This is a genomic window from Terrirhizobium terrae, from assembly GCF_030323265.1.
GTDB lineage: Bacteria > Pseudomonadota > Alphaproteobacteria > Rhizobiales > Rhizobiaceae > Neorhizobium.
The window spans coordinates 1,204,087-1,216,988 of sequence record NZ_CP104992.1; the positions used below are offsets into that span (position 1 = coordinate 1,204,087).

Annotated in this window: 6 protein-coding genes and 2 pseudogenes; 7 read left to right on the forward strand and 1 reads right to left on the reverse strand. The window is 63.5% G+C overall.

Annotated features, from left to right (window positions below; genetic code table 11):
• Window positions 1–6: 6 nt before the first annotated feature.
• Window positions 7–1,349, reverse strand: a pseudogene (locus N7E02_RS13835) (formimidoylglutamate deiminase).
• Window positions 1,350–1,450: 101 nt separating this feature from the next.
• Here N7E02_RS13835 and hutI point away from each other — a divergent pair.
• The 7 genes and pseudogenes from hutI (at window position 1,451) to N7E02_RS13870 (ending at window position 12,519) form a co-directional block, all read left to right on the forward strand.
• Window positions 1,451–2,677 carry an imidazolonepropionase gene (hutI, locus tag N7E02_RS13840; RefSeq protein WP_286582565.1) on the forward strand — a complete coding sequence of 409 codons (1,227 nt, stop codon included), beginning with the start codon at window positions 1,451–1,453 and terminating at the stop codon, window positions 2,675–2,677.
• Window positions 2,674–4,211 (forward strand): annotated as a pseudogene (gene hutH / locus N7E02_RS13845) (histidine ammonia-lyase). Before hutI ends, hutH begins: the two are co-directional and overlap by 4 nt.
• A 27-nt stretch (window positions 4,212–4,238) precedes the next feature.
• A complete protein-coding gene (gene hutU, locus N7E02_RS13850) occupies window positions 4,239–5,924 on the forward strand; it encodes a urocanate hydratase (protein ID WP_286582567.1) in 1,686 nt (561 codons plus the stop codon).
• 5 nt (window positions 5,925–5,929) lie between these two features.
• On the forward strand, window positions 5,930–6,496 hold the full coding sequence (locus N7E02_RS13855) for a HutD/Ves family protein (RefSeq protein ID WP_286582569.1): 567 nt from the start codon (window positions 5,930–5,932) through the stop codon (window positions 6,494–6,496).
• A gap of 106 nt (window positions 6,497–6,602) precedes the next feature.
• Window positions 6,603–7,562: a siderophore-interacting protein gene (locus N7E02_RS13860; RefSeq protein WP_286582570.1), complete on the forward strand. Its 960-nt coding sequence runs from the start codon at window positions 6,603–6,605 to the stop codon at window positions 7,560–7,562.
• 299 nt (window positions 7,563–7,861) lie between these two features.
• Window positions 7,862–8,749, forward strand: a complete 888-nt coding sequence (locus tag N7E02_RS13865; RefSeq protein WP_286582573.1) for a hypothetical protein — start codon at window positions 7,862–7,864, stop codon at window positions 8,747–8,749.
• Between the two features lie 20 nt (window positions 8,750–8,769).
• Window positions 8,770–12,519: a hypothetical protein gene (locus N7E02_RS13870; RefSeq protein ID WP_286582575.1), complete on the forward strand. Its 3,750-nt coding sequence runs from the start codon at window positions 8,770–8,772 to the stop codon at window positions 12,517–12,519.
• Window positions 12,520–12,902 lie beyond the last annotated feature (383 nt).

A 12,902-nucleotide genomic window follows, 5' to 3' on the forward strand; every position in this document is an offset into this window, starting at 1 on the left:
ACGGGCTCAGCCCGCCGCCATCAGATCCGAGACGACCTTGCGGAATTTGGTCGAAATCTGATCACGCCCGACATGCCGGCCATCGGAGACGAGCTTGCGACCCTCACCCAGGCGCAGTCGATGCCGATACCCGCGCCGAAGATCCATTGATCGATCACATGCTTTGCCGACCATGGCACATTCGAGAGGTCGAGCGAAAAGAGATCGGCCGGAACGCCTTGAACGATGCCGCATTCCGACTGCAGCGCCTGGGCGCCGCCGGTAACCGCCTTGGTGAAGAGCGAGACACCGGTGGACTGACCGGGTGCGGCAATGACATTGCGCGAGCGCTCGGCGAGGCGCTGGGAATATTCGAGGATCTGCAGCTCTTCACGCAGCGAGATCGAGACGTTGGAATCCGACCCGACACCGTAGCGGCCACCCTGGGCGATGAAGGAGGAGACGGGAAAGATGCCGTCGCCGAGATTGGCTTCGGTGACCGGGCAGAGGCCGGCGATCGCGCCGGAATTCGCCATCGCCGTGACTTCCTTCTCCGTCACATGGGTGGCGTGGACGAGGCACCAGCGGCCATTGACCAGCGCATGGTCGAGCAGCCATTCGACCGGACGGGCACCGGACCAGGCGATGCAATCCTCAACTTCCTTCACCTGTTCGGCGACGTGGATGTGGATCGGTCCCGTGGTCATCGTCGTCAGTGCCGACAACTCTTCCGGCGTCACCGCCCGCAGGCTGTGGGGCGCGAGGCCGAGATTGGAGCCCGGCAGTTCGCGCGTGATCTCCGTACCGCGCTCCATCAGCCGGGCGAACTGGTCGAGATCGTGGATGAAGCGCCGCTGGCCATCGGCCGGGGCCAGACCGCCGAAGCCGGAATGGGCATAGAAGACCGGCAGCATGGTGAGCCCGATGCCCGTTGCACCGGCTGCGCCAGCGACCCGATCAAGATGTTCCGCCGGATTGGCATAGAGCGAGCCGTCGCGGTCATGATGCAGGTAATGAAACTCGCCGACGCGGGAAAAACCCTGCTCGACCATTTCCATAAAGGCCTGGGCGGCGATCGCTTCCAGCTGGTCCGGGTTCATCGACAGGCCGAACTGGTACATGACCGTGCGCCAGCTCCAGAAGCTGTCGGAGCCGGGACCACGGGTTTCCGCAAGGCCTGCCATGGCGCGCTGAAAAGTGTGGCTGTGGAGGTTCGGCATGCCGGGCAGGACGAAAGTTTGGCGCTCGTCGCCGGCCTGCGGCTGGGCACCGATTTCGACCGACCCCACGCGGCCATCGGTGATGGAAATTCGGACATTCGCCCTGATCTCGTCGCCCACAAGAGCATAGTCGGCAAAAATCACGTCCACGGCATTCCCCTTTATCTCAAAGACCGGCTTGCCTCGTCGATCATTAAGTATATACATAACGAGCAACAAGGCCATTCACAAGACGCATATGAGGGAGCGCAATGGCTGATGCAACGCAGATCTGGCGCAATGCCAGGATAGCAACGCTTGATGACAACCTGCCCGGGCTCGGCATGATCGAGGACGCGGCGATTGCCGTGCGCGACGGGCGGATTGCCTTTGTCGACCGGTGGCAGGACCTGCCGCTTTCGCTGTCGGGAGAGGCCGAGATCATCGATTGCGAAGGCCGTGTCATCACGCCGGGCCTGATCGATTGCCACACCCACATCGTCTTCGGCGGCGACCGCGCGATGGAATTCGAGATGCGGCTCGAAGGCGCGACCTATGAGGAAGTCGCCCGTGCCGGCGGCGGCATCGTCTCCTCGGTCAAGGCGACCAATGCATTATCCGTTGACGGACTGGTGAAGGCTGCCCTGCCGAGGGTCGATACGCTGCTGGCCGAAGGCGTTTCGACGCTGGAGATCAAGTCGGGCTACGGCCTGTCGATCGAAGGCGAGCTCAACATGCTGCGCGCCGCCCGGGCGATTGAGAAAGTGCGGCCTGTCCGCGTCGTGACCTCTTATCTTGGGGCTCATGCGACGCCGGTGGAATACAAGGGTCGCAACGGCGACTACATCACCGATACCGTGCTGCCCGGCATGGACAAGGCCCATGCGGAAGGTCTGATCGACGCCGTCGACGGTTTTTGCGAGGGCATTGCCTTCTCGGTCGACGAGATGCGTCGCGTCTTCGATCATGCGAAAGCGCTCGGACTTCCCGTAAAGCTGCATGCCGAACAGCTGTCGAACCTCGGCGGCGCGAAGATGGCGGCATCCTATGGCGCGCTGTCGGCCGACCACCTGGAATATCTCGATGCCGAAGGCGCCGCTGCCATGGCTGAGGCGGGCACCGTCGCTGTCATCCTGCCCGGCGCCTTCTATGCCATCAACGAGACGCAGAAGCCGCCGATCCAGGCGCTGCGCGATGCCGGGGTGAAGATGGCGATCGCCACGGACTGCAACCCCGGCACCTCGCCGCTGACCTCGCTATTGCTGACGATGAACATGTCCGCAACACTGTTCCGCCTGACGGTCGACGAATGCATTGCCGGTGCCACCCGCGAGGCGGCCCGTGCGCTCGGCCTGCTTGCCGAGACCGGCACGCTGGAGGTCGGCAAGTCGGCAGATTTCGCCGTCTGGAACATCCAGCGTCCGGCCGAACTCGTCTATCGCATCGGCTTCAATCCGCTCCATTCACGCATCTTCAAGGGTCAGCAGGTATCCGCATGACGATCACGCTTCATCCCGGCAGCGTCCCGCTCTCCGATCTCGCCGCGATCTACTGGAACAATGATGCGGCCGTGCTGGACCGCTCCTTCGATGCCGGCATCGAGAAGGCAGCCGCCCGAATTGCCGAGATCGCGGCCGGCAATGCGCCGGTCTATGGCATCAATACAGGCTTCGGAAAGCTGGCCTCGATCAAGATCGACAGTGCTGACCTCGCCACCCTGCAGCGCAACCTGATACTGTCGCATTGCTGCGGCCTCGGCGCGCCGCTGCCGGAAAATGTCGTGCGGCTCATCATGGCGCTCAAACTGATCTCGCCTCGGCCGCGGCGCTTCCGGCGTTCGTCTGGATCTGATCTCGCCTGATCGAGGGCATGTTGGCAAAGGGCGTGATCCCGGTCATTCCTGAAAAAGGCTCGGTCGGCGCCTCGGGCGATCTCGCCCCGCTTGCCCATATGGCGGCGACGATGATGGGCGAAGGCGAGGCCTTTTTAGCCGGCGAACGAATGCCGTCCGGCGAGGCTCTGAAGAAGGCTGGGCTGACCCCGGTTGTGCTGGCCGCCAAGGAAGGCCTGGCGCTGATCAACGGAACACAGACCTCGACCGCTCTCGCGCTCGCCGGCCTGTTCCGCGCGCATCGTGCCGCCCAGACGGCGCTCGTGACCGGCGCGCTGTCCACTGATGCGGCCATGGGCTCCTCCGCCCCCTTCCACCCGGACATTCACATGCTGCGCGGCCACAAGGGCCAGATCGATGCGGGAGCGGCGCTGCGCACCCTACTCGAAGGCTCTGAAATCCGCGCCAGCCATATCGAGGGCGACGAGCGCGTGCAGGACCCCTATTGCATCCGCTGCCAGCCGCAAGTGGATGGCGCCTGCCTCGATCTTCTGCGCTCCGTCGCCCGCACGTTGGAAATCGAGGCCAACGCAGTCACCGACAATCCGCTGGTGCTTTCCGACAACGAAGTCGTCTCCGGCGGCAATTTCCACGCCGAACCGGTCGCCTTTGCCGCCGACCAGACGGCGCTTGCCATCTGCGAGATCGGCGCCATCGCCCAGCGTCGCGTTGCACTTCTGGTCGATCCCGCCCTCTCCTACGGCCTCCCGGCATTTCTGTCGAAAAAGCCGGGACTGAATTCCGGCCTGATGATCGCCGAGGTCACGTCGGCCGCGCTGATGAGCGAGAACAAGCAGATGTCGCACCCCGCCTCGGTGGATTCGACGCCGACCTCCGCCAATCAGGAAGACCATGTCTCCATGGCCTGCCACGGTGCGCGCCGCCTGCTCGGCATGACGGAGAACCTGTTCGGCATTCTGGGCATCGAGGCGCTGGCCGCCGTGCAGGGCGTGGAGCTACGCGGCCCGCTGAAGACCAGCCCGGAGCTGGAAAAGGCGGCCGCCGTGCTGCGCGCCGCCGTGCCCTCGCTCGAGGACGATCGCTATATGGCACCGGATCTAGCTGCGGCTGCGGATTTGGTCGCCACCGGCGCTCTCGCCGCCGCCATCTCGCCCGGCATCCTGCCGGTTCTGGAAATCTGATTGCAAAGAATAACGGGAACAGAAGTGATGACCAATCCGCGCCACAATATCCGCGACGTCCGCTCCCCGCGGGGCAATGAGCTCAACGCCAAGAGCTGGATGACCGAAGCACCGCTGCGCATGCTGATGAACAATCTCGACCCGGACGTGGCGGAGAACCCGCATGAGCTGGTGGTCTATGGCGGCATCGGCCGCGCTGCCCGCACCTGGGACGATTTCGACCGCATCGCCGCGACGCTGAAGACGCTGACCGAAGAAGAGACGCTGCTCGTGCAATCGGGAAAACCGGTCGGCGTGTTTCGCACCCACAAGGATGCGCCGCGGGTGCTGATCGCCAACTCCAACCTCGTGCCGCACTGGGCGACCTGGGATCACTTCAACGAGCTGGATAAGAAGGGTCTCGCCATGTACGGCCAGATGACCGCCGGCTCGTGGATCTATATCGGCACGCAGGGCATCGTGCAGGGCACGTATGAGACTTTTGTCGAGGCCGGCCGCCAGCATTACGGCGGCAGCCTAAAGGGCAAGTGGATCCTGACCGGCGGGCTCGGCGGCATGGGCGGCGCCCAGCCGCTCGCCGCCGTCATGGCCGGCGCCTGCTGCCTGGCCGTCGAATGCGACGAGACCCGCATCGATTTTCGCCTGCGCACTCGTTACGTCGACGCGAAAGCCAAGACGCTGGATGAAGCACTGGCCATGATCGAGGAGTGGACAGCCAAGGGCGAGGCAAAGTCCGTAGGCCTGCTCGGCAATGCCGCGGAAGTCTTCCCGGAACTGGTCAAGCGCATGCAGGCCGGTGGCCCGCGCCCCGATATCGTCACCGACCAGACGTCTGCGCATGATCCGAGGAACGGCTACCTGCCGGTCGGCTGGACCGTCGAGGAAGCCAAGGCCAAGCGCGAAAGCGATCCGAAGTCGGTCGAGACTGCCGCCCGCGCCTCGATGAAGGCGCATGTCGAAGCCATGGTCGCCTTCTGGGATGCCGGCGTGCCGACCCTCGACTATGGCAACAACATTCGCCAGGTCGCCAAGGACGAAGGATTAGAAAACGCCTTCGCCTTCCCAGGTTTCGTGCCGGCCTATATCCGCCCGCTCTTCTGCCGCGGCATCGGCCCGTTCCGCTGGGCGGCGCTATCCGGTGATCCGGAGGATATCTACAAGACCGATGCCAAGGTGAAGGAACTGCTGCCGGACAACAAGCACCTGCACAACTGGCTGGACATGGCCCGCGAGCGCATCGCCTTCCAGGGCCTGCCGGCGCGCATCTGCTGGGTCGGTCTCGGCGACCGCCACAAGCTCGGCCTCGCCTTCAACGAGATGGTCAGGAACGGCGAGCTTTCTGCCCCGATCGTCATCGGCCGCGATCATCTCGACAGTGGCTCGGTCGCCTCGCCCAACCGCGAGACGGAGGCGATGAAGGACGGGTCCGACGCCGTCTCCGACTGGCCGCTCTTGAATGCGCTGCTCAACACCGCATCCGGCGCCACCTGGGTGTCGCTGCATCATGGCGGCGGTGTCGGCATGGGCTATTCGCAGCATTCCGGCATGGTCATCTGCGCCGACGGTTCGGAAGATGCCGACCGCCGTCTCGAGCGTGTGCTCTGGAACGACCCGGCCACCGGCGTAATGCGCCATGCCGATGCGGGCTACGACATCGCCATCGACTGCGCAAAGGACAAGGGCCTAAGACTGCCGGCGATATTGGGGAATTGAGCCTCATGAAAATCCTTCGTGCCGGCAACCACAAGCGCATGCCGTGGAAGAACGGACGCGGCGAGACGGTGGAGATCGCCGTCTTTCCGCCGGGCGCAACCGTCGATACGTTCGACTGGCGCGTCAGCATGGCGGCGGTGGCCGAGGATGGCGCGTTCTCCGTCTTCCCCGGCATCGACCGTACGCTATCGATCCTTGAAGGTCATGGTATGGACCTGGCGATCGAAGGCCGCGACGCGGCGCTGCTGACGAAGGCCTCTGCGCCCTATCCGTTCCCCGCCGATGCCCCGACCACGGCCCGGCTGACGGGCGGCACGATCACCGACCTCAACGTCATGACCCGCCGCGGACGTTTTTCGCATGTGGTCGAGACGATCTCGGCGCCGGCGAAGATCGAAGCCACGGATGCCCTGACGCTTCTCCTCTGCCATCGCGGCGAGATGCAGGTGGCGGATGGGGAGTGCGCCGAAGCACTCGCGGAACTCGATTGCGCGATCCTGCCTATCGGCACGACGGCAACGCTTTCGGGATCCGGTCACGGCTTTGTCATCCGCCTGAAGGAACTGCTGTAGCAAAGCATGGCGGGATCGGCATTTCGGTCCCGCCATCATCAATCTTGACTTCACAAGTCATGAATGATTTTAGTCCGGGCACAGAACGACTTTCCGGACGACCACCATGCTCCACCAGACCAGAGGCCGCATCACCCGTGACAACGGCGCAGCGATCAATGCGCTGAAGAAGCGCGCGCTGGAATGGGATGTGCCGTTGACGGAGGAAGCCAAGGGTTTCTGCTTCCATGTCTGGAATTCCAAGGCGACGCTCATTCCCGACGAGAGCGGTGTCTCGATCGAGATATCCTCGCCCGAGCAGCGCCTGCTGCAGACCCTGCAGGGCAGCCTGACCGAGCTTTTCGAGGAATGCCTTCTCTGCCCCAAGTGGGACGAAGTGGCCGAAGGCGCGCTGGCGCCGGGCATGTCGCTGATGCAGGTCACGGCCGTGACGAAGCGCTCCGAGGGCTTTACCCGCGTTCGCCTGGAAGGCCATGATGCCGAGCGCTTCGGCGCCGGCAGCTATCATTTCCGCCTGTTGATTCCCCGTAAGGGCCGCCCGCCATGCTGGCCGCGCATCGCCGCGTCCGGCCGCACGGTATGGCCGGAAGGCGAAGACGCTCTGAACCGCCCCTGCTACACGACCGTCGCCTATGGCGAGAACTGGCTGGAATTCGACATCTTCCGCCATGACGGCAGCCCGACCTCCGACTGGGCCGCGGAAGAGCCGGTCGGCCGCACCGTCGGCATTATCGGCCCCGGCGGCGGCGCCTGCCCCGAAAACGATAATCTCGTTCTCTTCGGCGACGAGACTGCCATGCCGGCCATCATCCGCATGCTGCAGGAAGCCCCCGGTGAAGTCCGCGCCTTCCTCCAGGTTCGCCAGCAAGATCTCTGCGAACTTGCCGACGACCCACGCGTCACGATGGTCGAGGATATGGGCAAGGCCCTGGAAGAGGCCGAGATCACCGACGGCTCCTACGTCTGGTTCGCCGGTCATGCCGACAAGGCCAAGGCTGCGCGTGCCCATCTGACGGAGCGCGGCTTCGCCAAGAAAGACTTCACGGCCGCCGCCTATTGGAGCTGAGGCAGACACCTCGCCGACAGATCAATGAACGGGATGCAGATTCCGTCCCAGCTGCGCCGAACTGCGGCACAGGCAGCAACTGGTGCCGGCTAATCTGGCCTGATCACCAATCGCCAATTCCCCACTTCGGATAGATCTCGACATGCCGCCCCATAGGAGCGGTCCACCCACCCCTGCGTGCAGCTTTGAGAAAAGCCAGTCTGAGGCAAGCAAGCAAAGGTAGAGGACATCGAGCATAGGCGCGATTCGGTCTCGCTCGAGAATCGACGCTGTTTCAGCTATCGAGGAGGAGTATTTTTATGACGACGACCATTCCCTCGCTGAGCACTATTCAGATCAAATCCCTTTCAGCATCCACCATTGCAGCATGGACCACCGAGGACGTTAAGGCTCTCTCTTCCGCACAGATCGGTGCGCTTTCCTCGTCACAGGTAAAAGCCTTGTCGTCCGGCAACATTGCCGTGCTCTCCACTTCCCAGATCTCGTCGATAGCGTCGCGGTCGGTCGTCGGATTGAGCCTCGACCAGATCGCCACGCTTTCCGCCGAGAAGATCGCAGGCATGGGTTCGTCTCAGATCGGCGCCTTGACGACGTCTCAGTTGAGCGGCTTCAGCGTCGAGCAGGTGGAAGCACTGACGCCGGCGCAGATTGCCAAGATGAGTTCCGCGCAGATCGGCGCGCTGTCGCCGGAGGATCTCGCCACCTTTTCGCGCGAAGATATCGCCGCCATAACACCCTCTGCGATCCGGGGCCTCACCACAAGCCAGCTGGCGATCCTGACGACGGAGCAGATTGGGGCGATGAAGCCGGCCCAGATATCGGCCCTGTCCAGCATACAGGTGGCTTCGCTCTCTCACGAGCAGCTCGGCGCCTGGAATACAACGCAGATCGCGGCCTTGACGGCCACTCAGGTGTCCGGCCTGACCGTCGGCGCTATAGAAGCTCTCACCCCCGCTCAGGTTGCCGCAATCAGCGCCAAGGCGATCAGCGGCCTGACGACCGCCCATATGGCGGCTCTGAGCAGCGAGCAGGCAGAAGCGCTCACCACGACGCAAATCGCCGCTCTCACCGCCCGCCAGATGGCGTCGGTCAGCGAGACCATCCTCGCCGCCTTCTCGCCGTCGGATATCGCGTCGATCAGCTCCTCGCCCTGTCCAGCATACCGGCCAGCAAGATCGCGGACCTGACACCGGAACAGGTTGCGGCGTTGACCCCGACCCAGATCAAGGCGTTGAAACCGGCACAGATTGGTGCTATGACCGCCGCCCAGACAGCGGCGCTCACCACGACGCAGCTTGCCGTGCTGACGTCCTCTCAGCTCGCATCCTTCGCGCCGACCAATGTCGCCGGCTTCACCAATCAGCAGCTTGCAGGCATCAATCCCAAGGCCATATCCGGCCTGACATCCGCGCAGATCGGCGCTCTCAGCACATCGCAGATCGCAGCCTTTACAACGCAGCAGGTCGCAGTCCTGACGTCCAAGCAGACCGCAGCGATGAGCGTTGAACAGCTGAGGGCGATCTCGGCCACCCAGATCGCAGCGATGACCCCTTCGGCCATCGCCGGCCTTTCGGCGCAGTCGACCGCGAGCCTGACACTCGAACAGACCGCCGCACTGACTCTGGCTCAGCTGACCGCGATGAAATCGCCTCAGTTCAGTGCGCTCACACCTGAGCAAATCGATATCCTCAAGCCGGCGCAGATCGGGGTGCTCAATGCATCACAGATCGGCGCATTGCCACCGGAAAGCCTGGCGGCCTTTTCACCGGAACAGATTTCGTCGATCAGCACCAGAGGCATAGCCGGCCTGACAGCAGCACAGCTCGCGATACTGGATCCCAGCCAGATCGGCGCATTGACGACAGCGCAGATGGGTGCACTAAGCGCAAGGCAGACGGCAACGCTCACCCCTGCCCAATTTGAATCGCTTTCTCCTGCACAAATCGGCGCGATCACCCCCACTGCCATGGCAGGGGTGACACCGCAGACGATCGCTTCGCTCACCCCAGAACAGGTCGCAGCACTGAAGCCGCCGCAGATTTCTGTTCTCAAACCCGCCCAGGTCGCCGCATTCACCGACGTCCAGCTTGCAGCATTGACGACGAGCCAGATCGCCAGCCTTGGCGCTGCGCAGGTCGCGACGATCACCCCAGACAAGCTTTCTGCGCTGACCGGTAGCCAGATCGCAGCCTTGAGTACCAAGGCCATAGCCGGCCTGACCAAGGATCAGATTGCCGCGCTCGACCCTAACCAGGTGGACGCGTTCACCAAGGCACAAATCGGTGCGCTGACGCTTGCGCAGGTGTCTGCACTCTCGCCGGAACAGCTGGCTACATTTTCACCGGAAGAGATTGCGGTAATCAACGCCAAGACGATACCCGGCATCCCGACCGGCAACATCCCGACATTGAGCGACGATCAGGTCGCCGCCTTGACCAATGCCCAGATCACGGCCCTGACGCCGGCGCAAATCGCTGCGATGACACCGTCCCAGATTGGAAGTCTGACGACTGCGCAAATCAAGCTTCTGAGTGCCAGCCAGACCGCAGCAATCACCGTGGGCAACCTTGCCGCCATGTCGGGCGAGCAGATTGCAGCCTTAAGCATCAAGGCAGTCGCGGGCCTCACCACGACACAGGTTGCAGCACTCAGTACGGAACAGGTCGAGGCCCTGACCTCTGCACAGGTCGGCACTCTCACGTCAGCCCAGCTTTCGGTGCTCACGCCTGAGGAACTGGCCGAATTCTCGACTGCGGATATCGCCGCCATAAGCGCCAAGGCGATCTCCGGCCTGTCGTCGGAAAATATCGCTGCCCTGTCGAGCGAACAGATCGCAGCGCTGACCTCAACCCAGGTCGCGGCCCTTTCTGCCAACCAAATCAATACTTTCTCTCCAACCCAAACGGAAGCACTGAGCTCTGAGCAGATCAGGGCACTCACCTCCACCCAGGTGGCAGCCTTGTCGACGGACAGCCTGGCCAAGCTCACTCCGGACCAGATCAGCGCCATCAGCGCGAAGGGTATTTCCGGACTGACCAGCGCCCAGATAAAGGGACTAAGCCTAGCCCAGGCCGAAGCCCTGACGGGCGCCCAGATCAGCGGCCTCGGCTCGTCCCAGATTGCGGCGTTGACGGCCGACGAACTGGCGACATTCACACCGGAAGAAATCGCCGCGATAAGCGCGAACGCCATGTCGGGTTTGACAGCGGAGAATATCGCCAGCCTCACGGTCGCCCAGATCTCGGCACTGAATGCCGCACAGATCGGCGCACTCACGTCGACCCAGCTGCAGGCGCTGACCTTGCCTCAGGTCCAGGCTCTCTCGACGACGCAAATCGCCGCGCTCACGAAGGCGCAGATCGGCGCCTTGCCGGTGTCCTCCATCGGCGGGCTATCCTCCGAACAGCTGGCCGCCATTACCACGGCAGGAATCACCGGACTGACGGGCGATCAGATCAAGGGACTTGCACCGAGCCAGATCGATACCTTCTCATCCGCTCAACTCGCGGCCCTCACCGCCACCCAGGTAGGCGCCCTGACGCCGGTTCAGTTGGCAACATTCTCCGCATCCGAGATAGCGATGCTGACACCCGCGGCGCTTGCCGGAATGGCACCTGAAACCTTCCTGTCCATGTCCGGCGAACAGCTTGCCGCGATGACCACAGGTCAAGTCGGTAGCCTGACTTCAGCGCAGCTCGCGGCACTGAGCCCCACGCAATTTTCGCTGCTGACCACGACGCAAATCGGCGCGCTGACAGGAACGCAGATCGCGGGCCTTCCGTCAGACCGCATCGCTGCCCTGTCTTCCGAGCAGATCACGGCACTCAGCGCCAGCGCTCTGGCTGGTCTGACACCGGGTCAGGTCGAGCTACTCTCATCCGCGCAGCTCAATGCACTGACCAACGCACAGGTCGCCGCACTGACGTCGAAACAGACCCCTGCCCTGACGGTGGACCAGGTCTCGTCGCTTACACCGGCCAAGATCGCCGCGCTGAGCCCGACCGCACTCGCCGAATTGAAGCCCGCGACCATTGCCGGACTTTCCCTCGAACAGATCGGTGCCCTGACGACCGCTCAGATCGCCGCATTGAAGCCGGCACAGATCGCGGCACTGACCCCGGCGCAATTCGGTGCACTCACGACGACCCAGTTTGCGGCGTTGACCGGCACCCAGATTGCCAGCCTGTCGACGGATAAGATCGCCGGCCTGACGGTCGCGCAGATCGGCGCACTCGGAGCCACCGCGATATCGAGCCTGACCGCTAGCCAGATTTCGGCTCTCAGTCCGGCCCAGGTCGGCACCTTCACAACCACCCAGGTGGCGGCGCTTACGGCGACGCAGGTTGCAGCGCTCGACCCGGAAGATATTGACCAGCTGACGCCGGCCCATATCGCCGCGATCAGCGCCACCGCGATGACGGGCATGTCGCCGGTAACGCTGGCAACGCTGGATGCCGAACAGACGAGCGCCCTGACCGCGGCCCAGGTCGCAGGCTTCAGCTTCTACCAGATCCAGGGCCTGAGCGACCTGCAGGTGGGTGTGCTGACCGGCACGCAGCTCGGTGCCTTCAACCCGATCCAGATCGCGGCCTTCGGCACCGACAAGCTGGCGCTCCTGTCACCGGAAGCGGTGGCGTCCTTCAGCGCAAAATCCATCGTCGGCCTTACCACCGCCCAGGTTTCGGCACTGACGCCCGCACAGTCGGCGGCCTTGACCTCCGCACAGGTCGCAGCGCTGAATTCCTCGCAGATCGCCGCATTCAGTACCACGCAACTCGCCCAGTTCTCGCCGACCGACATAGCGTCGATCAGCACGAGTGCTTTGCCCGGCCTGTCCACCACGCAGATCAGGGCCTTCAGCAAGGCTCAGCTGCAGGCGATAACCCCGACCCAGATGCAGGCGATGAGTTCCGAGCAGATCGCCGCCATAGCTTCCGCCTACGAGGCCGCCGCCTGATAAAGAGAAGCGTTCGCCTGCCGAGGCGGACGCTTCAAAATCCGCCTCGCGGAATAGCACCATCAGAACTCTACGCCAGGCGCGGGCCGCAAGGCTGACGCCTTCGCCATCGATGAGCAGCACGCCCTGCACCGATCGGCCGGGCGCGAAGCTTTCGTCGCCGACCCGCGCCATGACCGCATATTGCGCAGACACCGGTGCGAGACGCTGGCGCTGGCCGGCAGCAGATGGATGGACCGCGATCGCTCCATGATAATGCGAGGTTAGCTGCGGCACGTCGATTTCCTGCGCGCCGGTTTCGGCGATCGACAGCAGGGTCACCGGCGATTTCGACAGCGACAGATCGTCCGGTATGAACCAGCCGTGCGCATTCGCGGCAAGCC